The 25,977-nt window shown below is 68.0% G+C and carries 27 protein-coding genes and 2 tRNA genes; 21 read left to right on the top strand and 8 right to left on the bottom strand.

The features are described from left to right. Positions 1–7 precede the first annotated feature (7 nt). Together aroB and BRESU_RS11870 are read right to left on the bottom strand one after the other, a co-directional pair. The gene (gene aroB, locus BRESU_RS11865) at positions 8–1,114 is read right to left on the bottom strand and encodes a 3-dehydroquinate synthase (protein ID WP_013269799.1); all 1,107 of its coding nucleotides are present in this window, start codon (positions 1,112–1,114) and stop codon (positions 8–10) included. Continuing rightward, positions 1,111–1,677, bottom strand: coding sequence for a shikimate kinase (locus tag BRESU_RS11870; RefSeq protein ID WP_013269800.1), 567 nt, complete (start codon positions 1,675–1,677; stop codon positions 1,111–1,113). The genes aroB and BRESU_RS11870 overlap by 4 nt, the downstream gene beginning before the upstream one ends. A gap of 101 nt (positions 1,678–1,778) precedes the next feature. On the opposite strand from BRESU_RS11870, the gene BRESU_RS11875 reads away from it, so the two are divergent. From BRESU_RS11875 to BRESU_RS11885, 4 genes are all read left to right on the top strand, one after another. Then, positions 1,779–2,681 (top strand): tyrosine recombinase, encoded by a 903-nt coding sequence (locus BRESU_RS11875; RefSeq protein WP_013269801.1) that lies wholly within the window; start codon positions 1,779–1,781, stop codon positions 2,679–2,681. Between the two features lie 17 nt (positions 2,682–2,698). Beyond that, the gene (locus BRESU_RS11880; RefSeq protein ID WP_013269802.1) at positions 2,699–2,923 is read left to right on the top strand and encodes a DUF1902 domain-containing protein; all 225 of its coding nucleotides are present in this window, start codon (positions 2,699–2,701) and stop codon (positions 2,921–2,923) included. Positions 2,924–3,004: 81 nt separating this feature from the next. After that, complete coding sequence (locus BRESU_RS17190; RefSeq protein ID WP_083777550.1) at positions 3,005–3,199, top strand: type II toxin-antitoxin system HicA family toxin; 195 nt, start codon at positions 3,005–3,007, stop codon at positions 3,197–3,199. An 84-nt stretch (positions 3,200–3,283) separates the two neighbouring features. Further along, entirely contained in the window at positions 3,284–4,231 is a 948-nt protein-coding gene (locus tag BRESU_RS11885; RefSeq protein ID WP_013269803.1) for an acetyl-CoA carboxylase carboxyltransferase subunit alpha, read from the top strand. Here the strand turns inward: BRESU_RS11885 and BRESU_RS11890 are convergent. Next, a complete protein-coding gene (locus BRESU_RS11890) occupies positions 4,228–6,084 on the bottom strand; it encodes an ABCB family ABC transporter ATP-binding protein/permease (RefSeq protein ID WP_013269804.1) in 1,857 nt (618 codons plus the stop codon). The two genes, BRESU_RS11885 and BRESU_RS11890, sit on opposite strands and share 4 nt — an antisense overlap. Before the next feature lie 82 nt (positions 6,085–6,166). Then, entirely contained in the window at positions 6,167–6,865 is a 699-nt protein-coding gene (gene lipB / locus BRESU_RS11895) for a lipoyl(octanoyl) transferase LipB (protein ID WP_013269805.1), read from the bottom strand. Positions 6,866–6,941: 76 nt separating this feature from the next. Here lipB and BRESU_RS11900 point away from each other — a divergent pair, with 76 nt between their 5' ends. The 8 genes from BRESU_RS11900 to BRESU_RS11935 all read left to right on the top strand — a co-directional run bounded on the left by BRESU_RS11900 (position 6,942) and on the right by BRESU_RS11935 (position 13,354). Next, on the top strand, positions 6,942–7,193 hold the full coding sequence (locus BRESU_RS11900; RefSeq protein ID WP_013269806.1) for a FliM/FliN family flagellar motor switch protein: 252 nt from the start codon (positions 6,942–6,944) through the stop codon (positions 7,191–7,193). A gap of 120 nt (positions 7,194–7,313) precedes the next feature. Then, positions 7,314–7,398 (top strand) — tRNA-Leu (locus BRESU_RS11905). A 66-nt stretch (positions 7,399–7,464) separates the two neighbouring features. Beyond that, a complete protein-coding gene (mgtE, locus tag BRESU_RS11910; protein WP_013269807.1) occupies positions 7,465–8,868 on the top strand; it encodes a magnesium transporter in 1,404 nt (467 codons plus the stop codon). A gap of 100 nt (positions 8,869–8,968) precedes the next feature. Further along, positions 8,969–10,513 (top strand): lysozyme, encoded by a 1,545-nt coding sequence (locus BRESU_RS16950; RefSeq protein WP_013269808.1) that lies wholly within the window; start codon positions 8,969–8,971, stop codon positions 10,511–10,513. A 41-nt stretch (positions 10,514–10,554) separates the two neighbouring features. Further along, entirely contained in the window at positions 10,555–11,724 is a 1,170-nt protein-coding gene (locus tag BRESU_RS11920; protein ID WP_013269809.1) for an isovaleryl-CoA dehydrogenase, read from the top strand. A gap of 48 nt (positions 11,725–11,772) precedes the next feature. Next, positions 11,773–11,961 carry a DUF3008 family protein gene (locus tag BRESU_RS11925; protein WP_013269810.1) on the top strand — a complete coding sequence of 63 codons (189 nt, stop codon included), beginning with the start codon at positions 11,773–11,775 and terminating at the stop codon, positions 11,959–11,961. Positions 11,962–12,008: 47 nt separating this feature from the next. Further along, positions 12,009–12,644, top strand: coding sequence for an exopolysaccharide biosynthesis protein (locus tag BRESU_RS11930; RefSeq protein WP_013269811.1), 636 nt, complete (start codon positions 12,009–12,011; stop codon positions 12,642–12,644). Positions 12,645–12,718: 74 nt separating this feature from the next. Continuing rightward, positions 12,719–13,354, top strand: coding sequence for an exopolysaccharide biosynthesis protein (locus BRESU_RS11935; RefSeq protein WP_013269812.1), 636 nt, complete (start codon positions 12,719–12,721; stop codon positions 13,352–13,354). 430 nt (positions 13,355–13,784) lie between these two features. On the opposite strand, the gene BRESU_RS11940 is transcribed toward BRESU_RS11935, so the two are convergent. The 3 genes from BRESU_RS11940 to flbT form a co-directional block, all read right to left on the bottom strand. Then, positions 13,785–14,612 (bottom strand): flagellin, encoded by an 828-nt coding sequence (locus BRESU_RS11940; protein WP_013269813.1) that lies wholly within the window; start codon positions 14,610–14,612, stop codon positions 13,785–13,787. Between the two features lie 190 nt (positions 14,613–14,802). Further along, a complete protein-coding gene (gene flaF, locus BRESU_RS11945; RefSeq protein WP_041762530.1) occupies positions 14,803–15,168 on the bottom strand; it encodes a flagellar biosynthesis regulator FlaF in 366 nt (121 codons plus the stop codon). Further along, positions 15,165–15,548 carry a flagellar biosynthesis repressor FlbT gene (gene flbT, locus BRESU_RS11950; protein ID WP_013269815.1) on the bottom strand — a complete coding sequence of 128 codons (384 nt, stop codon included), beginning with the start codon at positions 15,546–15,548 and terminating at the stop codon, positions 15,165–15,167. The genes flaF and flbT overlap by 4 nt, the downstream gene beginning before the upstream one ends. 135 nt (positions 15,549–15,683) lie before the next feature. Between flbT and BRESU_RS11955 the strand changes: the two genes are divergently transcribed. From BRESU_RS11955 to BRESU_RS11995, 9 genes are all read left to right on the top strand, one after another. Then, the gene (locus BRESU_RS11955; protein WP_013269816.1) at positions 15,684–17,492 is read left to right on the top strand and encodes a tetratricopeptide repeat protein; all 1,809 of its coding nucleotides are present in this window, start codon (positions 15,684–15,686) and stop codon (positions 17,490–17,492) included. A gap of 36 nt (positions 17,493–17,528) precedes the next feature. Then, positions 17,529–17,972, top strand: coding sequence for a hypothetical protein (locus tag BRESU_RS11960; protein WP_013269817.1), 444 nt, complete (start codon positions 17,529–17,531; stop codon positions 17,970–17,972). After that, on the top strand, positions 17,969–18,178 hold the full coding sequence (locus BRESU_RS11965; protein WP_013269818.1) for a hypothetical protein: 210 nt from the start codon (positions 17,969–17,971) through the stop codon (positions 18,176–18,178). Before BRESU_RS11960 ends, BRESU_RS11965 begins: the two co-directional genes overlap by 4 nt. Positions 18,179–18,245: 67 nt before the next feature. Then, complete coding sequence (locus BRESU_RS11970) at positions 18,246–19,118, top strand: AAA family ATPase (RefSeq protein ID WP_013269819.1); 873 nt, start codon at positions 18,246–18,248, stop codon at positions 19,116–19,118. A gap of 110 nt (positions 19,119–19,228) precedes the next feature. Further along, complete coding sequence (locus BRESU_RS11975) at positions 19,229–20,134, top strand: hypothetical protein (protein WP_013269820.1); 906 nt, start codon at positions 19,229–19,231, stop codon at positions 20,132–20,134. 349 nt (positions 20,135–20,483) lie between these two features. After that, positions 20,484–22,814 (top strand): calcium-binding protein, encoded by a 2,331-nt coding sequence (locus BRESU_RS11980; RefSeq protein WP_169308022.1) that lies wholly within the window; start codon positions 20,484–20,486, stop codon positions 22,812–22,814. 157 nt (positions 22,815–22,971) lie between these two features. Further along, the gene (locus BRESU_RS11985) at positions 22,972–23,565 is read left to right on the top strand and encodes a YfbR-like 5'-deoxynucleotidase (protein WP_041761585.1); all 594 of its coding nucleotides are present in this window, start codon (positions 22,972–22,974) and stop codon (positions 23,563–23,565) included. Between the two features lie 3 nt (positions 23,566–23,568). Then, complete coding sequence (locus BRESU_RS11990; protein WP_013269823.1) at positions 23,569–24,504, top strand: NUDIX hydrolase; 936 nt, start codon at positions 23,569–23,571, stop codon at positions 24,502–24,504. Between the two features lie 88 nt (positions 24,505–24,592). Then, positions 24,593–24,682, top strand: a tRNA-Ser gene (locus BRESU_RS11995). Between the two features lie 43 nt (positions 24,683–24,725). On the opposite strand, the gene pobA is transcribed toward BRESU_RS11995, so the two are convergent. Then, the gene (gene pobA / locus BRESU_RS12000) at positions 24,726–25,904 is read right to left on the bottom strand and encodes a 4-hydroxybenzoate 3-monooxygenase (protein ID WP_013269824.1); all 1,179 of its coding nucleotides are present in this window, start codon (positions 25,902–25,904) and stop codon (positions 24,726–24,728) included. Positions 25,905–25,977 lie beyond the last annotated feature (73 nt).

Consider the following 25,977-nt stretch of genomic DNA (forward strand, 5'->3'; position numbering starts at 1 on the left):
GCGCTGCCTAGGCGGCACCCTCCTGGCGCAGGAACGCCAGAATGGGGGCTGGATCGCTGAAGCGCTGCGTGAACGCCCGTCCGATCCCGTGCGCCAGGATCAGGGTGACGCCGCCGCCTTCGGCCTTCTTGTCTCCCGCCATGCGGCCCAGCAGCGCCTCGGCAGAGAAGCGGCCCGCCTGAACGAGGCGGGTCGGCAGACCGGCCGCGGCGACGACCTGTTCGACCCGGGCGGCGTCCACCGGATCGCACAGCCCCTGCCCGGCCGAGAACCGGAACGCCAGGCAGCAACCCAGCGCCACAGCCTCGCCGTGGGCCAGCGCCGCCTCCTCGAACCCCAGTTCGGCCTCGATGGCATGACCGAAGGTGTGGCCGAGATTCAGCAGGGCGCGGCGGCCGGCCTCCTTCTCGTCCTCGCCGACGATGGCCGACTTGATCTCGACGGAGCGGATCACGGCGCGGGTCAGGGCCTCCGCATCACCGGTCGCGCCCGCCGCGCCGTCGGCGGCGAGCCAGTCGAAGAACCCGGCGTCGCAGATCAGACCGTGCTTCAGGACCTCGGCCCATCCGGACCGCAGCTGGAGCGGCGGCAGGGTGGCCAGGACGTCGATGTCGGCCAGGACGAGGCGAGGCTGGTGGAAGGCTCCGACGAGGTTCTTGCCCCGCGGGGTGTCGATCGCGGTCTTGCCGCCCACCGAGGAATCGACCTGGGCCAGCAGGGTCGTCGGCACCTGGATGAAGTCGATGCCGCGCATGTAGAGCGCCGCCGCCAGACCGGCCAGATCCCCGACCACGCCGCCGCCCAGCGCGACCACGACGTCCTTGCGGTCCAGTCCCGCCGCCAGCAGACGGTCCATCAGCCGCTCGAGTTCGGCGAAGGATTTGGAGGCTTCGCCGGCGGGAACGGACACGATTTCCGTCCGGATTCCCGAAACTTCCAGAGATGATTTCAGAGCCGGTCCATGGATCGCGGCCACGGTCTCGTCGCTGACGATCAAGGTACGGCCCCGCGCGAAGGGCGCGATCCGGGCCCCGGCCTCGTGCAGCAGGCCCCGCCCCACGACCACGTCGTAGGGGGTGAAGGTCCCGCCCCCGACGGACACCACCGTGGTCATCGCTCACCCTCCGTCGCCCAGTACGCCTGAAGCGCCGCGAGGATCGCCTCCACCGCCTGGGCATGGGCGCCGGCGCCGACGTCCACCGTCACGTCGGCGGTCGCATAGACAGGATAGCGCACCTCGGCCATCGCGGTCAGGGCGGCCAGCGGATCCTTGCCGCGTAGCAGGGGCCGCGTGTCGCGCCGCTGGACGCGCGACGCGACGACCCGGATGTCGGCGCGCAGCCAGACCGACGTCGCCTTCGCCTTCATCAGGGCCCGCGTGTCGGGGTTCAGCACCGCACCGCCGCCGGTGGCGAGGACGATCGGCGGGCCTTCCAGAAGGCGACGCATGACCCGGGCCTCGCCGGCCCGGAACTCGGCCTCGCCCATCTGGGCGAAGATTTCCGACACGGTCATCTGCGCCGCCGCCTCGATGGCGTCGTCGCCGTCGACGAAGGGCAGGCCCAGCCGGTTGGCCAGCCGACGCCCCACCGTCGATTTGCCCACGCCCATCAGCCCCACCAGCGCTATGATGCGGGTGGGAGCCGGAATCGCCGGACGGGACGTATCGCGACTCACCGGACGGTCGCGCTGGGCAGGGAGGCAAGGACAGACATGATCGGCTCGTTCTCTACACCAAGCCACGCGCTCCGCCACCGGAACACGCCGGTTTGCCATCGATGACGTCGCCGCAGATCGAGGCTTACCTGGAGATGATGGCGGTCGAGCGCGATGCCTCGCCCCACACCCTGTCGGCCTATGCGCGCGATCTGGCCGATGCGGAAGCGTCCATCGACGGGGGCGGGCTGATCGCGGCCGATGAAGCCGCGATCGAGGCCTGGTTTGCCGGACTGGCGCCGCGCGGCCTCTCCGCCGCCACCGCCGCGCGCCGCCGCTCCGCGATCCGCCAGTTCTACCGGTTTGCCATGGGCGAAGGCTGGCGCACCGACGACCCGTCCCGCCGTCTGGATGCGCCGAAGCAGGGTCGCCCCCTGCCCCGGACCCTGAACCGCGAGGAGGTCGTGGGCCTGCTGACCGCCTCGGCGGCCCGCGACGGGGCGGCGGGCCTTCGCATGATCGCGCTCGTCGAGCTGGCCTATGCCTCCGGCCTGCGCGTCTCCGAACTTCTGGGTCTGCGCGTGGAGGCCGTGCGCCGCGATCCGGCCTATCTGATCGTGCGCGGCAAGGGCGGCAAGGAGCGGCTGGCCCCGCTGAATGCCTCGGCGCGGGAGGCGGTGAAGGCCTGGCTCATCGCGCGCGATGCCCGGCGTCCCGAGAAGGCTCCGGACAGCCCGTGGCTGTTCCCGTCCGGGGCCGCATCCGGACACCTGACCCCCCGCCGCTTCGCCCAGATGCTGGACCAGGCCGCCGTCGATGCGGGAATCGATCCGGCCCGCGTGAGCCCCCACGTGTTGCGTCACGCCTTCGCCACCCATCTGCTGGAAGGCGGGGCCGACCTTCGCGTCGTCCAGACCCTGCTGGGTCACGCGGACATCGCCACGACCCAGATCTATACCCACGTCGCCACCGATCGTCTGACGCAGGTGGTCAACCGGCACCATCCCTTGGCGAAGGACGACTGAAAGCGCATAGTGGCGGCATGAGCCAGTCCTTCTACGTCAAGGCCATCTGGGACGCGGAGGCCTCCGTCTGGACCAGCGAGTCCAATATCCAGGGCCTCGTGCTTGAGACCGCGACGCTTGCAGAGTTCGAGGCCATGGCGCGGCATTTCGCTCCCGAACTTCTCGCGGAGAACCTGGGCATCAAGGGTCATGTGCCGGTCCGCTTCGAGGCCGCTGGTGGGTTTGACGTTATCGCGGCGTGAGGAGTTGTGCGAACCGCACCGTGCGTTGAGTCAACTTGAAGATCCGGGACATCCTTAGCGGGCCTTATCGGACGACACACGATGCCCCACGATTTCTACGCAGAACTCACCACGCTTCTCTCTGCAGCCGGTTGGCGTCGCGCCGAAAACGCCAAGGGCAGCCATGAAAAATGGCGACACCCGGATGTGGCGCACAGCGTCGTCGTTCCGCGCTCGAAGAGCCGACACACCGCCAACGGCGTCCTGAAACAGGCTGGCCTCCCAAAGGCCTTCTGAACCCCCGCTTGCCCCGATGCGTTGACCTCTCTAGGTTCCGCCGCCTTGCGACAGGGCCGTATGCCCGCCCCTTCCGGACGCCTCATGGCCACCCATTATCTCGAGTTTGAAAAGCCGATCGCCGAACTGGAGGCCAAGATCGAGGAGCTCGGGCTTCTCGCGGCCACCTCCGGCTCGTTCGAGACCGAGATCGACGGGCTGAAGCGCAAGGCGGATCAGCTTCGCAAGAAGACCTATGGCGCGCTGGATCCCTGGCAGAAGACCCAGGTCGCCCGCCACCCCCAGCGGCCGCACTTCGTCGATTATCTGGACGCCCTGTTCACCGACTATGTCGAGTTGCGCGGGGACCGCCAGTTCGGCGACGACCAGGCCATTCTGGGCGGGCTTGCCCGCTTCCGCGGCCAGCCGGTCGTGGTCATGGGCCATGAGAAGGGCCACGACACCGCGACCCGCCTGACGCACAATTTCGGCATGGCCCGGCCGGAGGGCTACCGCAAGGCGGTCCGCCTGATGGACATGGCCGACCGGTTCGGCCTGCCGGTCCTGACGTTCGTCGACACCGCCGGGGCCTATCCGGGCCTGGGGGCCGAGGAGCGCGGCCAGGCCGAGGCCATCGCCCGCTCGACCGAGCGCGGCCTGGTCCTCAAAACCCCCATGATCGCCACCGTGACCGGCGAAGGCGGGTCCGGCGGGGCCATCGCCCTGGCCGCCGCGAATCGCGTGCTGATGCTGGAACACTCGATCTATTCGGTGATCTCGCCCGAAGGGGCCGCCGGAATTCTGTGGCGCGACGGCGCGCGGGCCAAGGACGCCGCGAACGCCATGAAGATCACCGGCCCCGACCTGCTGGCGATGAAGATCGTGGATCGCGTCATCCAGGAACCGATGGGCGGTGCCCATGCCGATCCGGAGGCCGCGATGCTGTCCGTGGGCGACGCCGTGTGGGAAGAGTTGCAGGCGCTGATGCCTCTTACCCCGGCCGAGCTGCGCAAACAGCGCTCCGACCGGTTCTACGCGATCGGACGCCTCTAGCCGTCGACGTCGGCGGCCGACCGCGCGCCGCGTGTCTGCTTCTTCCACAGGGCCGCGTATTCGCCGCCGACCCGGGCCACCAGTTCGTGGTGGGCCCCGCGCTCGACGATGCGACCGGCCTTCAGGACCAGGATCTGTTCCGCATCGGCGATGGTCGACAGGCGGTGGGCGACCACGAGCGTCGTGCGTCCGGCCTTGGCCTTTCGCAGGGTCTTCTGGATAGCGGCCTCGGTGCGGCTGTCCAGCGCGCTGGTCGCCTCGTCCAGGATCAGGATGCACGGATCGGCCAGAAGGGCGCGGGCGATGCCGACGCGCTGGCGTTCGCCGCCCGACAGTTTCAGGCCGCGCTCCCCGACCCGCGTCTCCATGCCCTCAGGCAGGCCCTGGATGAAGTCGGACAGCTCCGCCGCCTCGGCGGCCGCCCAGATGGCCGCCTCGTCCGCATCGGGCCGGGCAAAGGCGATGTTGACGCGCAGGGTATCGTTGAACAGGGCCACGTCCTGGGGCACCAGCGCCACCGCCCGGCGCAGCGAGGCCTGGGTCACGTCGCGCACGTCCGCGCCGTCGATGATCACCCGGCCCGTCTGGGGGTCCAGCAGGCGAAGCGCCAGCTTGACGATCGTCGACTTGCCGGAGCCCGACGGACCGACCAGAGCGGTCGTCGTGCCCGGCGCGACCTGGAAGGACACGTCCTCCAGGCCGTTGGCCCGCGCGTCGTGGCGGAAGGAGACGTCCTCGAACGCCAGCGAGCCGCCACGCCGGTCGACAGGACGCAGAAGGTCGGCGGCACCGGGCGCGTCCGCGACCTGTGGCGACTGGCGCGTCACCTTCAGCATCTCTTCCATGTCGATGAAAGACTGGCGGATTTCCCGATAGGCGAAGCCCAGGATGTTCAGGGGGGCGTACAGGGAGATCATGATCAGGACGGCCGCGGTCACGTCCCCCGGGCCCATCCGTCCGGCGGCGGCCTCGAAGCCCGCCATCACGGCCATGACGCCCAGACCGACGTTCATGATCAGCGCCTGGATAGCGTTCAGCAGCGCCAGCGAGCTGTTCGCCTTCAGGGCCGCGGCGTTGTAGACGCCCAGCGCCCGGTCGTATCCCTCGGCCGCGCGAACCTCGGCCCCGAACGACTTGACGGTCTCGTAGTTCAGCAGGGCGTCGACGACCTGGCCCGCCGCCTCGGTGTCGGCGGTGTTCATCGTCCGGCGATGCTCGATCCGCCAGTTGGAGATCGCGAAGGTCAGGCCGGTGTAGAGCAGCACCACGATCACCGCGACGGCCGCGAACCGCCAGTCGTACTTGCCCCCCAGCACCGCCGCCGCCAAGGCCAGCTCGAGCACGGTCGGGGCCAGGTTGAAGGCCAGGATGCGCAGCAGGAAATCGACCGAGCGGGAGCCCCGGTCCACGGTCCGCGACAGGGCGCCCGACCGCTTGGTCTGGTGGAAGTCCAGCGACAGGTTCAGGGCGTGGGCGAAGGTCTCGGTCGCGGCGCGCCTCTGGGCCGCCTGGCGCACGGGCGCGAACACCACGTCCGAAAGCTGCGGCGCGGCCGAGGACAGAAACCGCACCACGGCCCAGCCCACGGCAAAGGCCGCGAAGCCCAGCGCGATCGAGACGCCGGCGGGTTGATCGCTGGCCAGATGGTTGACGGCGGCCCCCAGGACCAGAGGCGCGAGGACGCCGAGGGCCTTGCCCGCGATGGTCAGGCCGATGGAGGCGATCAGCCTCAATCTCAGCTGCGGAGCGCCCGAGCGCCCCACCAGCCGGACCAGGTCCATCAGGGCCGGGATCGTCTTTGGCCCGTCCACCGCGTCCGCTGCCGGACCGGCCCCCTGTGCCTTGGCCTCCATCGAGCCGCCTCTATGTCCCGATCGTTCGCCACGTGCCATGGCACGCATATGGACCGCGTCGCCCCGGTGCGAAAGCCATCCGTCAGGCGACCGGGCCGAACACCCGCCGGAAACTCGCTTTCAGCGCCGCATCGGCCTCGTCCATGCCGGCAATGACGCCGAGGTCGAGAAGACTGGTCACCCCGTGTTCCGTGATGCCGCAGGGCACGATGCCGTCGAAATGGGTCAGATCCGGCTCCACGTTCAGGCTGATGCCGTGAAAGCTGACCCATTTGCGGACCTTGACGCCGATCGCGGCGATCTTGTCCTCGCGCGCCCAGCCGGGCCCCTTGCGCTCCACCCAGACGCCGACGCGCCCGTCCCGGACGCCGGCCTCGACACCGAACTCGGCCAGGGCCCCGGTGAGCCAAGCCTCCAGCCCCCGCACGAAGCCCCGCACGTCCTTGCCCCGCGCGTTCAGGTCCAGCATCACATAGGCCACGCGCTGTCCGGGCCCGTGATAGGTGAACTGCCCCCCGCGTCCCGTCCGGTGCACCGGAAACCGGCCGGTATCCAGCAGGTCCGTATCCTTCGCCGAGACGCCCGCCGTGTAGAGCGGCGGATGCTCCAGCAGCCAGACCCGCTCCGCCGCGTCTCCCGCCGAGATCGCGGCCACGCGCGCCTCCATCTCGGCGACCGCGTCATCATAAGGGACGTAGCCGGGCGCGACGACCCATTCGACGGCGCGACCATCGGGGCGAAACAGCGGGGAAACGGCGGCGCTTAACGGCTCGGCAAGCATGATGGGACCAATGTGTCCCCGGGGGCCGCCAATGCAAGTCCAGTCGTCTGTACCCTCCAGCGTATCCGGAGATCCCTTGAGCCAGATCGAAGCCGTCGACGTCGAGCTGTCCGTGGTGCTGGGCCGTTCCGTGCTGCCCATGTCCCAGCTGCTGAAGATGGGCCGCGGCGCGGTGATTCCGCTGGATGCGTCCGAACACGACGAAGTCTGGATCCTGGCCAACAACCATCCGGTGGCGCGCGGGATGATCGAGATCCGCGAGGATCGGATCGCGATCACCGTGACCCGGCCCGCCGACGTCTACGACTTCATGGCCGGAGCGGCCTGACGCCAGATCGCATGCGCGTAGGCTGATCCCAGGGTCCTCAAGCCTGAGCACCTGTTGCCTATTGCCTGTTGCCTGTTGCCTCCTTCCCAACCCTCCGCTACAGCCCCCGCTCCGATGCGAGCGGTCGTGGCGGAATTGGTAGACGCGCAGCGTTGAGGTCGCTGTGGGGCAACCCGTGGAAGTTCGAGTCTTCTCGACCGCACCATCTGACGAAACAGGGATAAGATCGGCACTACCAGGCTGATTCACATCGAGAGAGGGAGGCCCCCGCGTGAGCGACCGAACCGCCACTCTCGACCCTGTCGTCACCGAAGACCACGAGGCGCTGGACGAGGACTACGTCCTGACGGCGTCCTTCGTGGAAAAGGTCGTGGACGCCGCCGATGACGGCGATGGCATGCGCCTGCGGTCGCTGCTGGAAGATCTGCACCCCGCCGACGTCGCCGACCTGATGGGCTTTCTGACGGCCGAGCACCGGGGCGTCGTGGTCCTGTGGCTGCCGCCCGAACTGCTGGCCGAGACCCTGCCGGAGCTGGACGACGGCATCCGCGAGGAAGTGCTGGAGCAGGTCGCGCCGGGCACGCTCGCCGAGGCGCTGCAGGAACTGGATTCCGACGACGCCGCCGCGGTGGTCGAGGATCTGGAGGACGACCAGCGCGAAAAGGTGCTGGCCGCCATGCCGGCGACCGACCGCGCCGCCATCGAGAACTCGCTGGGCTATGCCGAGGACACGGCCGGCCGCCTGATGCAGCGCGAGGTGATGGCCGCGCCCCTGTTCTGGAGCGTCGGCGACACCATCGACCACGTCCGGGCCCAGGGCGAGGACCTGCCCGAGTTGTTCTTCGACATCTATGTGGTCGATCCCCACAACAAGCCGGTCGGCGGCATCCCGATCAGCGGCCTGCTGCGCGCGGCGCGGACGGTGAAGCTGTCGGACCTGATGGAGCCGGTGAACGGCATCGCGGCCGACACCGACCAGGAAGAAGTCGCCTACATCTTCGAGAAATACCACCTGATCTCCGCCCCGGTCGTCGACTCGGCCGGGCGGCTGGTGGGCCAGATCACCGTCGATGACATCGTCAACATCATCCAGGAGGAGAACCGCGAGGACATCCTGCGTCTGGCCGGTGTGTCCGATGAAAGCCGCGGCGCGGGCGTGTTCGGCGTGGTGCGGTCTCGCATCCCCTGGCTGGTGGTGAACCTGGGCACCGCCCTGTTCGCCTCCATGGTCATCGGCCAATTCGAGAACGAGTTGAAGGCCCTGGTCTATCTGGCCATCCTGATGCCCGTCGTCGCCTCGATCGGCGGCAACTCGGGGACCCAGGCCCTGACCGTGGCCGTGCGGTCCCTCGCCTCGCGCGAACTGACCTCGGCGAATGCCCCGCGCATCCTGGGGCGCGAGGTCATGGTGGGTCTGTTCAACGGCGTCACCATCGGCACCCTGCTGGCGGTCGTGGCCTGGGTCTGGTTCCGGGAGCCGCTGCTGTCGCTCACCATCGGTCTGGCCGTGCTGATCAACCTGGTCGCCGCGTCCCTGGCCGGGACGCTGGTGCCCCTCGCCCTCGACCGTCTGGACCGCGATCCGGCCGTGGCGTCGCCGGTCTTCGTGACCTGGATCACCGATACTGTGGGTTTCCTGTCGTTCCTGGGCCTCGCGGGCGTCATCCTGATGTAAGACGGGGATTGCGGCCCGCGCCTTGCTCCCTCCCCCGCGGGGCGAGCGCGCTCCGTCTCGTTTTGGGTCAATTCCAGTGTCCGACGCCAGCAAACCGACCATGAAGATCTCCCGCGAGGGGATCATCCTGATCAAGAGTTTCGAAGGTTTCCGCCCCCGGGCGATCCGTCGCGAGGATGGCGGCTGGGTCATCGGCTATGGCCACACCCTGTCGGCCCGCGAGGGAGCCAGCGTGTCGGAGGCCGACGCCGAACTGTTGCTGCGCTACGACCTGCTGCCGGTCGAGAAGACCGTCAACCACGCCGGGTCGGCCGTGCTGAACCAGCACCAGTTCGATGCCCTGGTCAGTTTCGCCTACTCGGTCGGCGTCGATCGATTCCAGACCTCGGACGTGCTCGGCCACCTGGCCCGTGGCGCGACCGGCCACGCGGCCGATGCCCTGATGGGCTGGCCCGAGCCCGCCCTGCCCCAGGCCGCCCTGCGCCGCCGCGCGGCCGAACGGGCCCTGTTCGTCGCCGATCCGGCAGCCCCGGTGGCCGTCTCCGATCTTCTGGTGGCCCCCATCGAAATCGTCGAACCGGAGACGTGGGTCGAAACGGTCGAAACGCCCGTCGATGCTTCCGGTGCACCCCGCGAGACGTCCGCCGAACAGATGCCCGAGGCCGATCCAAGGACCGCGGCCGTGTCGGCGCTTCTCGGAGAGGCCGATGCGGTGCTGGTCCCCAGCTTCGCCGTCCCTCCCCCGGTGGCCGAACCCGTGGTCGCGGACCAGGATGTCGTCGAAGCGCCGCCGTCCGCAGCCAATGACTCCCTGGCCGACGACGAGGGCGCTGACAGTGCCGGTGTCCCGGAACCCGCTGACCCTGCGGTCGATGTGCCCGTGGAGGGCGAGGACGCCCCGACGGACGTCGAGCCTGCCCCGACATCCGATGCAGTCCCCGTCGCCTCGCCCGAGACCGACGCCCCGACCGGCGCGGCCGGTTCGCCGGTGACCGGCACCGATCACGCCGCCATCATCGTGCAGCGATACACGCCCTACAGCGCGGCCATGGTCGGCCCGCTCCCGTTCCTGCAGCCGGCGCGCGAGCGGGTCATCGCCGAGAGCGTGACCCCGCCGCCGGTCGTGCACGAAGAGGTGCTCGTTGCGGTCGAGCCAGTCGTCGAGGCACCCGTCGTCGAGCCCGGCCCCGCCGTCGAGCCCGAGAGCGTATCCTTTGCCCCGGCCGCCGAGATCGAGCCTCTGGTCCTGAACGGAGCGGATGATTTTCCGGACGCCGCCGTGACCCGCGCCCCCTGGACGGCCGAGGACCGCGCCGAGCCCGCGGACACCGCAGACGGCGGCCTGTTCGGCGAAGACCTGTCCCTGACCCAGGGCGGCGCACCGGTGATGCGTCACGGCGACATCGAGCTCGAAGCTCCGGCCTCCTTCGACTGGAGCGAGACCGGCGCGTTCATCATCATGGGCGCGGTCGGTCTGACGGCATTCGGGGCGGCCATGGCGGCGTTCCGACTCGCTTCGGAACAGTCGGGCGGCGACGAGACGACCATCATCGCCTGGGTCCTGGCCGTCATCGGCGCGGCCTGCGTGGGGGTGTCTTCGTTCAACCTGTATCGTCGGTGGGGTCTGCCGGGCGGCGACAACTAGCTCATTGGCGAACCGGCTCGGGCGGTGCTAGGCCGCTCGGCATGAGCATTCCCAACGCACCCCAATCGATGGAATTCGGCCTCGGCGAGACGGCCGACGCCATCCGCGACACCACCGCCCGCTGGGCCGCCGACCGGCTGGCCCCGATCGCTGCCGAGATCGACGAGACCAACACCTTCCGCCGCGACCTGTGGCCCGAGATGGGCGACCTGGGCCTGCACGGCATCACGGTCGAGGAGGAATGGGGCGGCCTGGGCCTCGGCTATCTCGAACACGTCGTGGCGATGGAGGAGGTCTCCCGGGCCTCGGCCTCGATCGGCCTGTCGTACGGGGCGCACTCCAACCTGTGCGTCAACCAGATCCGCCGCTGGGGCACGCCGGACCAGAAGACGCGATACCTTCCCAAGCTGATTTCGGGCGAGCACGTCGGATCCCTGGCCATGTCCGAGGCGGGCTCCGGCTCCGACGTCATCTCCATGCGGACCCAGGCCAGAAAGGTCGGCGACCGTTACGTCCTGAACGGGACCAAGTTCTGGATCACCAACGCCCCGTCCGCCGACACCCTGGTCGTCTATGCCAAGTCGGACCCCGAGGCGGGCTCGAAGGGCGTCACCGCTTTCCTGATCGAGAAAGGCATGAAGGGGTTCAGCGTTTCGAAGAAGCTGGACAAGATGGGCATGCGCGGTTCGGACACCGCCGAGCTGGTGTTCGAGGACTGCGAGGTTCCGGAAGAGAACGTCATGGGTCCGGTCGGCGGCGGGGCCGGCGTCCTGATGAGCGGCCTGGACTATGAGCGCGCCGTTCTGGCCGCCGGTCCCCTGGGCATCATGCAGGCCGCGCTGGACGTGGTCCTGCCCTACGTCCGCGACCGCAAGCAGTTCGGCAAGCCGATCGGCAGCTTCCAGCTGATGCAGGGCAAGATCGCCGACATGTATGTCGCCCTGAACAGCGCCCGGACCTATGTCTATGCCGTCGCCAAGGCCTGCGACGCGGGCCTGACGACTCGCTACGACGCCGCCGGCGCGATCCTGCTGGCGTCGGAAAACGCCGTGAAGGTGTCGCTGGAGGCCGTCCAGGCCCTGGGCGGCGCGGGCTATACCAAGGACTGGCCGGTCGAGCGTCTGGTACGCGACGCCAAGCTGTACGACATCGGTGCCGGCACCAACGAGATCCGTCGCTTCCTGATCGGGCGGGAGCTTCTCGGCAGCTAGGAACCGACGTCGGCAGGCGCAGTTTCCTTCCCCGGAAGGAGCCTCCCGATGCCAGCCAGATCCGCTGCCCAGCAGAAGGCCGCCGGAGCCGCCCTGTCGGCCAAGCGCGGCGACACGCTGAAATCAGACCTCAAGGGCGCGTCCAGACAGATGGTCGAGTCCATGAGCGAGACGCAGCTCGAGGATTTCGCCCGTACGACGCGCAAGGGCAAACCCGCGCACGTCGCCGAAGACTGACGCTTGAACCGCTCGAAAGCGTCACCGTCCCCCTCTAGGGTCGCCCGATGAGCCTGACGGTGACCTCGACCGGCCGACCTGTCCGCTTCTCCGATACGCTGGAGCGGCTGGGCACCCATGGCGGCGAGAAACTGTTTCTCGGCGAGATCGTCGAGGCCTTCGGCGAGCGGGCGTTCGGTGCGGTCATGCTGCTGTTCGCCATCGTCAACATGCTGCCCTGGCCCCCCGGCGGCACGACGCTGACGGGGGCTCCTCTTCTGTTCCTGTCTGCCGAACTGGCCTGGGGGCGCGATACGCTGTGGCTGCCGAACTGGCTCGGGCGCGCCTCGGTCGGGCGCGAGACCTTCCGCAAACTCAGCGGCCGCCTGATGAAGCTGATCCGCTTCAGCGAGGCGCTGGCCCGTCCACGCCTGTACTTCATGACCGGCCGCCTCGGTCAGGCACTGATCGGGTTCGCGTGTCTGATCCTGTCGGCCATCCTGGTGCTGCCGGTGTTCGGGGGAAACCTGATCCCCGCCATCGCGATCGGATTCTTCGCCCTCGGCATCATGCAGCGGGACGGTCTGGCCGTGCTGCTGGGCTGGATCACGACCGGAATCACCGTGGCTGTGCTGGTCTTCGCCTGGAACCTGGTCGTGGCCGGCTTCCGGCTGGGCTTCGACTGGTTTGGACAGGTCTTCTGAAAATGGCCGAATGTTAAGTGGCGAGCGTTGATGGACGTGCCTAAATCCGATCGACCCATCCAGAGCCCCGCCTGATGCCCGATTATGACTTTCAGAGCGACCAGCGCCCGTTCTCGACGGTGCTCGACGACATCGGGGCCAAGGACGACCCGAAACTGTATCTGGGCGAACTGATCAACGCGTTCGGAGAGCGCGGTTTCGGCGCGCTGATGGTGTTCTTCGGTCTGATCAACGCGATCGCATCGCCCATCCCCGGTTCGACGACGATCCTGGGAGCCCCGCTCCTGCTGATCTGCCTGCATCTGGTGATCCGGCGCGACCAGTTGTGGATGCCCGCCTGGGCCCTGAGCCGGAGCATTCCACGCGACAGCTACCGCACCACCATCGGAAAGGTGCGCAAGCCCCTGACTCAGGTCGAGCGCCTGTCGCGCCCTCGCTTCAGCGTCATGAGCAACGAGGTGTCCGAAGTCCTGATCGGTGTGGTCACCAGTCTTCTGACCGTCATCATCATGCTGCCGATCTTCGGCGGCAACCTGTTCCCGTCCCTGTTCGTCGCCCTGTTCGGGTTCGGCCTGATGCAGCGGGACGGGGCGCTGATCGGCGCCGCCTGGCTGGGCGTCGCGGGTTTCGGGGTCTTCGTCTGGGCGGCCTGGAGCCTGATCGTGGCGGCGTTCCAGACCTCATTGCACTGGTTCCACCAGCTCGTGTGATCGTCGGTCCGGGCGGGGCCGGCCGGGACGAGGCCTCCCCTGTCTCAACATCTTCAGCACGCCCTGCATCCGGGCTGTCGCCAGCCACAAAAAGGGCCGCCGGATCGCTCCGACGGCCCTCATTGTCTGACCGCGTTACGGTCGGACCTAAAACCAGCCTGAAAGGATCAGGCCCGGACCTCGTGGGAGGACCAAGTTTCGGTCACCGTACGGGTTTGGGACAATGAGATCACTTGATCACCTCCTTTCGCTGTTAAACAGGGAGGTCGAAGGTAGGACCGCTTCGGCCGCTTCGCAAAGGCCCGATGCCGATTTCGTGATGGCGCATCGTCATGCCCCGGGCATGCGCTCAAGCCCCCAGCGACCCCGTCGCGAGTGCTGGCACCCCGCAAAAGGCAACGCCCGGGGCGAGCCCCGGGCGTCCTTACACTTAGCGGAACAGGCTCAGAAGAACCTGAGGCGACTGGTTGGCGATGCCCAGAGCCTGAACGCCCAGCTGCTGCTTGGTCTGCAGCGACTGGAGCTTGGCGCTTTCCTTCGCCAGATCGGCGTCCACCAGATTGCCGACACCGGATTCCAGCGCGTCCGTCAGTTTCCCGACGAAGGTACGATGGGTCTCCAGCGCCTTCGACTTGGTGCCCAGACGCGCCAGGGCGCCCGAGACCTTGTCGATGGAGGCGTTCACCAGACCCAGGGCTGTGGTGGCCAGGGTCGAGGTGCCGATGGTCGTGGTCGCCGTGACGGTGACGTTCGTGGACCCCAGGGCCAGCACCTCGGCGCCGACCGTCAGGGTCGCTGTGCCCGCCGCGTTGGCCAGAGCCGCGAAACCGGTCGCGCCGGTCTTCAGCAGGTTGATCCCGTTGAAATCGGCGTTGTTGGCAACCGTGGTGATCTGGTCGCGGATGGCCTTGAAGTCCTCGTTCAGGGCGCTCCTCGATGACGTCGACAGCGACTTGTCCGTCGCCGCCAGGGCCTTCTCCTTCAGTTGGATCAGAAGATCCGAAATGCTCTCACCGGCCGCCAGGCCCACGTCCACCGCCGATACGCCGCGGTCGAGCGAGCCTTTGACCGCCCCCAGGGCGCCGATATCGGCCCGTTGGCCCTGGGCGATCGCCCAGATGGCCCCGTTGTCCTTGGCGTTGGCGACCTTCTTGCCGGTGTTGATCCGGGATTGGGTCGCCGACAGTTCGACGTTGGTGGCGTTCAGATTTTGCAGCGCGATGAGGGCGCCGAGATTTGTGTTGACCGAGTTGGCCATGAGACAGTCCTTCCATTCTGGTCGGGGGAGACGGCCTTCTGGCCGTTGAACCGGTTCTGGTCCTGCGCGCGTCGTCGCAAGGACCGGGCCGGACCCATCAGATTGAAAAGATTATGGAAACCCTGTTGCCGCCCGCGTCACCCGGCAAAATCTGGCCGGTCGACGTCGAAGGTTGCCGGGCGGTGGCTGCCTAGGCGGCCGGCTGGCCCTGCGGGGCAAGGCCCTGCATGATCGAGCGGTTGATGTCGATCAGGGCCTCGAAGTCCTCTTCGCCGCGCATGATGGCCGAGGAGTGCCGTCCGACGAACAGGCTGATCGAAATGATCTGCGCCCGCAGCGGCGTGTTCAGCTGGTTCGACGGATCCGAGCAATCCGTGGCCAGGACCGACCAGAGCCGCCGGTTCCAGTCCAGGGCGTCGATGCGGGTCTTCACGTCGCTGGGGTCGACGGTCGCGGCGTGCATCAGCGCGCGTGTGACCTGACCGAACAGCCGGTATTCCATCTCCCGCGGCGTCTCCGTCCGCGTCGACGCCTGTGCGTATGCCTTCAGCATCAGGCCAGACTTTCCTCGTAGTCCACCAGTTTCCGGGCGGCCATCAGGGCCTTGTAGTATTCGCGCGCCAGAACATGCTTGGAGCAGGCGACGCAGTCGGCCATGGCGATCGGATTGCGGGTCGCGCCCATGAATTCGGACAGGCGGGTGACGAACTCGTCGTACACCTTGGGCGCGGCGCTTTCGTCCAGATACATCATCATGACGGGGAAATAGATGCGCTTGGCGGGGGTCGTGACCTCCTCCAGCTGCATGATGTCCTTTTCGCGCAGGACAGAGGCCTTGTTCTGCAGGATCAGCACGCCACGGCGATCGCCGTTCTGAACGACAGCGCCGTTCAGGACGAACTTTTCTCCGGGCTTCAGCGACAGCTTCAACGGCATGATTGGGCCTCCTCCAGCCCGCGTGCTCCTGACTAGCCGCGGGGTGCCTGACGCAGGCTAAACAGGCGTGGTTAACCATGTGTTCTATGGCGCGCCCTATCTGGGCATAAGGCCCTGTCCGCCAATGAGTCGCCCATGACCCACGTCACCCCCTCCCCCGCCGATCTGGCCCCTTCCGAGCTGGCGCTCGGTCACATGGCGGTGGCCCAGGGATCGGCCGGCGATTCGGCCTCGCCGGCCGCCATCCGCCGCCTGTCGCATGCGCTGGCCGGCAAGGGGCCCAGCGCCAAGGCCCAGCGAAAGGCCATCGACACCCTGAAGGCCGCCGTGGCCGCGATCCGGGTCGGCGACTATGCGACCGCCACGCGCCGCTGCCTGTCCGTGCTGCAGGCGGACGAGCACAACGGCCTCGCCTGGCACGTCCTGGCCATCTCGCGCGAGAAGGAAGGTCACCTCTCCGACGCCCTCAACGCCTACGATTCGGCCCTGTGCCTGCTGCCCGAAGACCCGGCGATCGCCCACGATCTGGCGCGTCTGGCCCAGCGGCTGGGGCACCTCGACATCGCCGAAAAGCTTCTGCTGAAGTTTCTGGCGGTGGAGCCCGGCCACGTCGAGGGCACCAACAACCTGGCCTGCGTGCTCCGCGACCAGAAGCGCTACACCGAGGCCGTCGACCGGCTGCGCGACCTGATCCAGATCGAGCAGGACAGCCCCACGCTGTGGAACACGCTCGGCACCGTGCTGAGCGATCAGGGCCAGATGAAGGAATCGCTGACCTTCTTCGACGAGGCGCTGCGGCTGGACCCCGCCTTCGCCAAGGCTCGCTACAACCGGGCCAACGTCCTGCAGCCGCTGGGACAGCCGGACCGCGCCCTCGCCGATCTGGATGAGGCGCTGCCGGGGGCCGAAACTCCCTACGAGCGGGCCATGATGCGGATGGCGCGCGCCATGACCCTGATGGGCATGGGCCGGCTGAAGGATGGTTTCGAGGAATACGAGGTCCGGCTGGACCCCGAAATGCCCGAGGCCATGCATGTGGCGGTCGATGCGCCCCGCTGGGATCCCGCGACCCAGGACATCGCGGGCAAGCGCCTGCTGGTGGTCGGCGAGCAGGGCATCGCCGACGAGATGGTCTTCGGGGGGTGCCTGCCCGACGTCATCGAGGCCGTCGGACCGACCGGCAAGGTCTTCATCGCCGTCGAGGCCCGGCTGGTGGACCTGTACCAGCGCAGCTTCCCCACGGCCGTGGTCGGTGCCCACCGGGCCGTGCGGCTGGAGGGCCGGCTGACCCGCTACTGCCCGTTCATGGAGCAGATCGGCGAGACCGAGGGTAAGGCCGACGCCTGGACGCCCATGGCCAGCCTGTGCGCCGTCTATCGCCGGGACCTGTCCGCCTTCCCGGATCGCGACGGCTATCTGATGCCCGACCCGGTCAAGGTCGCGCGCTGGAAGTCCGAGCTGGAGGCGCTCGGGCCAGGCCTGAAGGTCGGCCTGCACTGGAAGAGCCTGGTCCTGACCGGCGTGCGGGCGCGCTACTTCTCCAGCTTCGAGCGGTGGAAGCCGGTCCTGACGGCACCGGGCTGCATCATGGTCAATCTGCAGTGCGGGGACGTGACCGAGGATCTGGCGGCGGCCGAGGCGGCGGGCGTCAGGATCTGGACCCCGCCGATGGACCTGAAGGACGACCTGGACGATCTCGCCGCGCTCTCCTGTGCGCTGGACCTGGTGGTCGGGCCGGGCATCGCGGGCACCAATATCGCGGCGGCGGCCGGGGCCAGAACCTGGCTGATCCATGCACCCGACGACTGGCACCTGCTGGCGACCGACCGCTACCCCTTCTACCCCCGCGTCCGGACCTTCGCGACCGGTGGCTTCGACGGGTGGCCGCGGGCGATCGGGGCGGTGCGCGCAGCGCTCGAAAACGAGGTCGGGAACGCCGCCTGACAGCCGACGTTCTGCTCCCGTAACAGGGAGCCGGCCATGACCGACATCGACAGCGGCAGAGACGATCAGGACCAGTCCGAGGCCTTCGACGAGGACAATGTCGACGCATCGGAGACGGGCGGCGTCACGAACGAATTCAAGACGTTCGAGGAGATGCCGGACGTTCTGGACGTGACCTCCGCCGACGGCGACGCCGACGAAGAAGATTTCGACGAGGACGACCAGGAGATCGAGGACGATCTTGGGGCCGACGGGGTCGAACCCGAAGCCGACGCCCAGTACGGCGCGGACGGTTCGCGCATCAATGAACTGGACCTCGGGGCCGACAGCCCGGGCAACGGCGAGGTCGAACTCGTCTATGCCGGCCTGATGGAGGACGCGCGCGGAGCCCAGGCCAGCGCGGCGCACTGGGAGGCAAAGACCCTGTCGGACGACGACATCGAAGATTTGGGCTACGGCCCCGAAGGAGACGAAAAATGACCGACGCCAACGAGAAGCCCGCGCGCGATCCCGATCTGGACGCAAACACGCCCCACGCGCGCCGGGTCGATCCGATGCGCGACGATCACGACCAGCTCCACGACAAGAAGAAGACCGCCGAGGATCATCAGGAAGCGCTGGTCGACGAGGGCGTCGAGGAAACCTTTCCCGCCAGCGACCCCGTCTCGGCCAAGCGGATCACCTGAGGCAAACTGATCGTTGTTAACCGGCCGCGTCCTCGGCTAGTCGTGGGGCGAACCCACGGAGCATCCGATGACGCGGCCGACCGACCGGTTCGAGGGCACCTCGAACTATATCGCCACCCAGGACCTGAAGATCGCGGTCAATGCCGCCGTGGCCCTGGAGCGGCCCTTGCTGATCAAGGGCGAGCCCGGCACCGGTAAGACGGTCCTGGCCTATGAAATGGCCGCCGCGCTGAACGCGCCGCTGATCACCTGGCACATCAAATCCACCACCAAGGCCCACAATGGCCTGTACGAGTACGACGCCGTCAGCCGGCTGCGTGACAGCCAGCTCGGCGACGAGCGGGTCCATGACGTCCGCAACTATCTGAAGCCGGGCAAGCTGTGGGAAGCCTTCACCTCCCCCGTCCGCCCCATCCTTCTGATCGACGAGATCGACAAGGCCGACATCGAGTTTCCCAACGACCTCCTGCAGGAACTCGACCGGATGGAGTTCTTCGTCCAGGAAACCGGCGAGACCATCCGGGCGGCCGTCCGTCCGATCGTCGTCATCACCTCGAACAACGAGAAGGAGCTGCCCGACGCCTTCCTGCGCCGCTGCTTCTTCCACTACATCCGGTTCCCGGACGACGAGACGATGAAGGCCATCGTCGACGTCCACTTCCCGGCGATCAAGCCGCGCCTGGTGTCCGAGGCCCTGAAGACCTTCTACGAGATCCGCGACACGCCGGGCCTGAAGAAGAAGCCGTCCACTTCCGAGCTGCTGGACTGGCTGAAGCTGCTGATGGTCGACGACGTCCAGCCGGAAACCCTGCGGGAAAAATCGCCCAACAAGCTCATCCCGCCCCTGCACGGCGCCCTGCTGAAGAACGAGCAGGATGTGCATCTGTTCGAACGGCTGGCCTTCCTGAACCGTCGCGAAGGGGCCCGGCCCGGCGGCTAAGCTGCCGCCTTCCCGACACCGGACGGACAGATATCGTCAGGGCCGTTACCGCGATTTCACTGGATCGGTCGGCGCTTTTCTTCAGGATGGTGAGCGAAAGGAACGTTGTTATGCGCCTGCCCCTTCTCGTCACCCTCTGTGCGGTTTCCGCCCTGGCGGCCGGGTGCGACGGCGAGAACGGCGTGCGTATTTCCAGCAGCACGACGACATCGGACGCCAAGGGCGTGCTCAAGGTCGTGGACACCCTGCAATGCCCGGAGACCCTCGGGGTCCTGACGCGCAAGGGGACGGCCCAGGCCGGCGGCACGGTCTGCAACTATTCCGGACCTCGCGGGGCCGAGGTTTCGCTGCATCTCGTCAAACTTGAGGATGAGTCTGCCGACGGTGTGATGCGGCGGTTCGAAGCCCTGTTGTCCGCCGCCATGCCGCACACCTCGGCCGAACTCCGCGCCTCCGCCGACGCCGCCGAAGCGCGGATGGCGGCCGATGGCGCGCGCGTCGCGGCCGACGCCGCCCGGGTCGAGGCCGATGCGGCTCGGATCGAGGCGGACGAGGCCCGCAGGGCCGCCGACGCCTCGGCGAACGGCGAGCGGGTCACGGTCAGCGGCCCGGGCCTGACGGTCAATGCCCAGGGCGAGAAGGCGGACGTCCGCCTGCCGGGCCTTTCGGTCAATGCCGACGGCGACCGCGCCAGCGTCCAGATCGGCGGGTTCAGCATCAATGCCGACGATGCCGGCGGCACCGCCAGCATCAACTCGAGCGACGACAGCGTCAGCATCCAGGCCCACGAGGACGCCGCCGAGATCCGCACCCGCGCCCCAGGCGAGGCCACGCGCGCCACCTATATGCTGACCGACCAGACGCCCGCCCAGGAGGGCTGGAGGCTGGTCGGCTACGAAGCGCGCGGGCCGGTGGGCGGCCCCATCGTCGTCGCCACCGTCCGCGCCAAGGACCGCGACAGCGACGGCGTGTTCGACTCGGCCAAGGACCTCGTCACGCTGAACGTGGGGGAGTAGGCACCGGCCTAATCGCAGAACCGCGTTTTTTGGACTCGCGTTTTCATGGAATTGTGGGTTTCTGGTTCTCGCACCCGTTGAGGGGGGCGAGGAGACGGTCATGCCCATCCCCATCAGAGTCACAGGCGCTGACGCCAATCCCCTGACGTCCGCATCGCTGAGCCGGACGGATCCTTACGTCGGTGCGCTCAGTAGCGGTCGGTTCGCGATCGGCTTCTCACGCGACTACACCAGCGCCCCCCCGAGCGACATCGACCCCGTCTACTTTGTTCGCAACGCGGATGGGACTGACTACACCATCTACTCGGGCGAACTGACTTCGTCGGCAAACAGTTCGTTTGCACAGGCCGTGGGTCTGCTTGACGGCCGGGTCCTGACCGTCTGGGCGCAAGAGCCTGTGGGGGGCGGTGGCAACGGCCTGGATGTCTATTACGCGATACGCGCTTTCGATGGCGGGGTGCTGACCGCGGCCACCCCCGTCGCGGGAGGTGCCGCAAACCAGACCAACATCCACGCGGCCGCATCGGCCGTGAATGCCGGATTTGCGGTCATCTTCACATCGCCGACGGGTCTGTCGTTCGCATCTTACAGTGCCACCGGGGCGCTGTTTGCGGGACCCAGCATCATCGACGGGTCGGTCTACAGTAGCCTCGGTGGCGACACCGCCCAGATTACAGCCCTGAGTACGGGCGACTACGTCGTCTCCTGGACCCAGCCCGACGCCACCATCACGGCGCGCCTCATGGGCCCGGACGGGACAAACGGGGCCGACATCACCGTGGCGGATGTCGGATCGGGGAATGTCGCCTTCTCCCAGATCGTGGCCGGTGCCGACGGTGGGTTCCTGGTCACCTATGCCCAATTTACGGGCGGCGTGTACGCTCTCCGCGGCCGTCAGTATGATTCCGCCGGAAACCCGCTGGCCGGCAGCTTCCAGATCTCGGCCAGCATCTATGCGGGCGATTTCAAATATTCGATCGCGGCCCTGGCCGACGGCCGCTATGTCGTCGTCTATGCTTCGCCGGAAAACGCCGGCGACATCAGGGGTCAGGTCCTGCGCGCCGACGGGTCCCCGGACAGCGCAGCCTTCACGGTCAACATCAACACGGCGGGCCTGCAGTTCCGCCCCAGCGTCGCCGTTCTGGCAGACGGACGGTTCGTGGTCACGTGGGAGACCCAGGCCGGCGCGGTCCCGAACGTCAACTACGCCATCTACGACCCGCGAGAGAGCGGGATCACCCTGTCGGGCACGGCTCTGGACGACGACCTGATCGGCACGGCCTTCGCCGACACCCTGCTGCTCGGACGGGGAAACGATCTAGGCGCGGGGGGCAGCGGGAACGACAGCCTGTACGGCGAGGGCGGGCGCGATATCCTGCTTGGCGGTGCCGGGGACGACTATCTGGCTGGCGGGGCCGATATCGATGCCCTGTACGGGGATCTGGACAACGACTTTCTGATCGGCGGGGCCGGCAACGACTACATGGCCGGGGGCAACGGCAACGACACCTATGAGGTCACCGACGCCGGCGACACGGTAATGGAGATCAGCGGCGAAGGCAGCGACGTCGTCTTCTCCTACGTCAACGGATACACCCTGACCGCCAACGTCGAGCAGCTGCGGCTGGTCGGGGGAGCCCTGACCGGCAGCGGCAATGCGGGTGCCAACGTCTTGGTCGGCAATGGACTGGACAACACCCTGAGCGGAGGGGCCGGCAACGACACCTTCTATGGGGGCGCGGGCAACGACACCTATGAGGTCACCGAGACCGGCGACGTGGTGATCGAGAACCCCGGAGAGGGCACCGACACCATCTTCAGCTACGTGACCTATACGCTGGGGGCCAATGTCGAGAATCTGCGGCTGGTGGGCGGGGCTCTGAACGCCACCGGCAATGGCCTCGGCAACCAGATCGTGGGCAATGCCCTGTCCAACGTCCTGATCGGGGGCGGGGGCAACGACACCATGGTCGGATCGGGCGGCAACGACGTCTACGAGGTCACCGAGGTGGGCGACGTCGTCTACGAGGCGGCCGCCGAAGGCACCGACACGGTCTATTCCTACATCGACACCTACCAGATGTCGCTGAACGTCGAGACGCTGAACCTCGTCGGGACGGCGCGGGTCGGGCTGGGGTCGGCGGGCAACGACACGATCGTCGGCAATGCGCAGGACAACACCCTGAACGGCAACGGCGGCAACGACATCCTGACGGGCGGGACGGGCGTCGACCAGTTCTGGCATCTGGGCGCCAGCGCCGGCCAGGACCGGATCACCGACTTCGCGGCCGCGGCCGGCGAGATCATCGTCCTGTCGCAGACGCAGTTCGCCAATTATGCGGCCGTCCAGGCGGCCATGACCCAGTCCGGCGCCAACGTCATCATCAGCCCCGGCGGAGCCCAGACGCTCACGATCGAGAACGTGACTATCGCCCAGCTGTCGGCGGGCAATTTCGCCTTCTACGCCGGCCCGGGCGCCGGGGGGCTGGAACCCATGGAGAAGGATTTCGGGCCGTCCGTCATGCCGTTCCAGGACGACGACGGCGGCGTCCACGCGGTGGCCTCGCGGGCTGGGGCCTTCTATCCGGGCATCACCGATACCTACGCCTTGCCGGACCCGTTCGACGTCCGGCCAGGCGAGGTCAGCCTGATCTCGGCCCATGTGGACTATTGGGTCTGACCACACCCTTGGGAGGCCGTCACGCTTGATCCCTGGCGCAGGATGGGCCACCTGATCTGCCGCTCGCAGATGGACCCAGGCCGTTTTGGACCAATCGAAGAACCCAGCCGCCCGAACCGTCAAAACGCGCTCGCAGGCCCCGCGCGCCTGGCAGCGGATGCTGTCCGGCCGTCGGCTCGACCTGCTGGACCCCTCCCCTTTCGACATCGAGATCGAGGACATCGCGCATGGCCTCGCCCGGGTGGCGCGCTGGAACGGCCAGACGATCGGTGAGCACGCCTTCTCGGTCGCCCAGCACAGCTGCGTGGTCGAGGAGATCGCGGCCCACATCCGGCCGGGGCTGGAACCGAGGTGGCGGCTGGCGGCCCTGCTGCACGATGCGTCGGAGTATGTGATCGGCGACATGATCTCGCCGTTCAAGGCGGCGCTGGGCGTCAGCTACAAGTCCTTCGAGGCGCGGCTGGAAGACGCCATCCACGTACGCTTCGGCCTGCCGCCCAAGACGCCCCTCCCGATCAAGAAGCTGATCAAGTCGGCCGACAAGGCCTGCGCCTATTTCGAGGCGACGCAGCTGGCCGGCTTCACCGAAAAGGAATCGCTGGGCTTCTTCGGCGCGCCGCCGGCGGGCTACGATCTGGTCATCGACCCCCTGCCCGCCCCCGTGGCCCAGGCCCGCTATCTGGAACGCTATCGGGTCCTGGCCGAGGCCACGGGCAATCTGCCGGGGCCCGACGCCTGGCATACGGAATAGACCATGTCCTGGGGCGGGGAGCACGGCGTTCGCATCAGCCTGTCGGCGGTCGTCATGGCCGTCCGCAACGGCCTGCTGTCCGTGCTGACCACCGAGGATGCGGACGGGGCCCTGGCCCTGCCGTCCGGACCGTTCGATCCGGCCCACGACCGCACGTTCGAGCGCGCCCTGAGGGCCTTCGTGACCGACCAGACCGGGTTCGGCGTCGGCTTCGTGGAACAGCTCTACACCTTCGGCGACGCGGGACGCGACGCGCCGCGTGCCACGCCCGGTCCGGACCAGCAGCGCGAAATCTCGGTCGGCTATCTGGCCCTGACGGCCGATGCCGTCGACGTCGCCCCGCCCGGCGCACGATGGACGCCCGTCCTGGACGTCTTCCCGTGGGAGGATCGCCGCGCGGACGGCACCCCGCCGGAGATCCGCGCGGCGGTCACGACCTGGTCCGGCGCGAACGCCCGGCGCCTGTCCCGGAGCGAGGCCCTGTTCGCCCTGACGCCCACCGCGCGCTGGGACGAAGGCCGGGTGCTGGAGCGCTATGAACTGCTCTATGAGGCCGGTCTGGTGGCCGAGGCCGCCCGGGACGGTCTGGAGGCGACGTCCCTGGCGCTGGGGGACCGCCCGATGACGTCCGACCACCGGCGCATCCTGGCGACGGGGCTGGGCCGGCTGCGGAGCAAGCTGCGCTATCGTCCCGTGTTGTTCGAGCTGATGCCGCCCACCTTCACCCTGTCGACCCTTCAGTCCGCGGCCGAGGCCGTCGTCGGGCTGAACCTGCACAAGCAGAACTTCCGTCGCGGGGTCGAGCGGACGGGTCTCGTGACCCCGACCGGCCGCCTGTCCACCGGTACGGGCGGCCGTCCGGCCGAACTTTTCCGCTTCACGGGGACCGACGTTCAGGACGGCCAGGCCCCCGGTCTGGCCCTGCCGGCCCTTCGCTAGATCGCCGCGTCATATTCCGGCTTGCGATGCCGCGCCGACGCCATTAGAGAAGCCGCTCGCTTTCGACCGAGCGTTCTTACGGCCCCGCGGAGAGGTGGCAGAGTGGTCGAATGTACCGCACTCGAAATGCGGCGTGCCTGGAAGGGTACCGTGGGTTCGAATCCCACCCTCTCCGCCATTTCCTGAAATCCGAAACGCGGCGCGGCCCGCACCCGGCCCCGCTAGAGCGGCAGACCGACGTAGTTTTCGGCGATACTCTTTCGGGCCGCCTCCGAGCCGGCGATGTAGTCCAATTCGGCCTGCTGCATGCGCCGGTCGAACGCATCCGAGGCCGGGAAACGGTGCATCAGGGTGGTCAACTGCCAGCTGAAGCGCTCCGACTTCCACACCCGGGCCAGGGCGCGGGCCGAATAGCCGGCGACCCCGTCGTTGTCGCTGCGCCGGAAGAATCCGGCCAGGGCCTCGGACAGATAGGCGACGTCCGACGCGGCCAGGTTCAGTCCCTTGGCCCCCGTGGGCGGCACGATGTGGGCGGCGTCCCCGGCCAGGAACAGCGAGCCATAGGCCATGGGTTCGAACACGAAGGACCGCAGCGGCGCGATGGACTTCTCGATCGCCGGACCTCGCGTGATCCGGGATCCGGCCTCGGGCCCGAGGCGGATGGTCAGTTCGTCCCACAGGCGGTCGTCGGACCAGTCGGCCACATCCTCGCTGGACGGGACTTGGATGTAGTAGCGGCTGCGCGTCTGCGACCGCATGGAGGCCAGGGCGAAACCGCGCGGATGATTGGCGTAGATCAGTTCGTCATCGCACGGCGGGACGTCGGCGAGGATTCCCAGCCAGCCGAAGGGATAGACCTTCTCGAACGTCCGCCCCGCAGAGTCCGGGATGGCCTTGCGCGAGGGCCCGTGAAACCCGTCGCAGCCGCAGATGAAGCGGGCATCGAGACGATGGGCAACGCCGTCCTTGCTGTAGGTCAGATACGGCGCGTCCGTCTCGATCGCGTTCAGCGCCAGGTCGTCGGCCTGATAGACGACCTCCAGCCCGCGTTCGGGCGCCGCCGCCATCAGGTCGCGCGTGACTTCGGTTTGACCATAGACCGTGACCCGCTTGCCGGTCAGTTCGCCCACCGCGATGTGGATCAGCTTCTCCCCGTCTGACAGATAGAAGCCGTCGTGCGGCAGACCCTCGGCGTTGAGCCGCGCGTCGATGCCCAGACGGTGCAGCAGGTCGGTCAGGGTGGCCTCCAGGACCCCCGCCCGGATCCGGCCCAGCACGTAGTCGGCCGAGGCCCGTTCGACGATGACCACGTCGATCCCTTCGGCTCTCAGCAGGTGACCCAGCAGCAGCCCCGCGGGGCCGGCACCGACGATCGCAACCTGGGTTCGGGACCTGCTCATGGGACGACGGGCCTTTCGAAAGATGTCCGGACGGTCTTCGTCCGACCGCCTCGACAGACGGGCCGGAGGCGAT

The sequence above is a fragment of the Brevundimonas subvibrioides ATCC 15264 genome (assembly GCF_000144605.1).
Classification (GTDB): Bacteria; Pseudomonadota; Alphaproteobacteria; order Caulobacterales; family Caulobacteraceae; genus Brevundimonas; species Brevundimonas subvibrioides.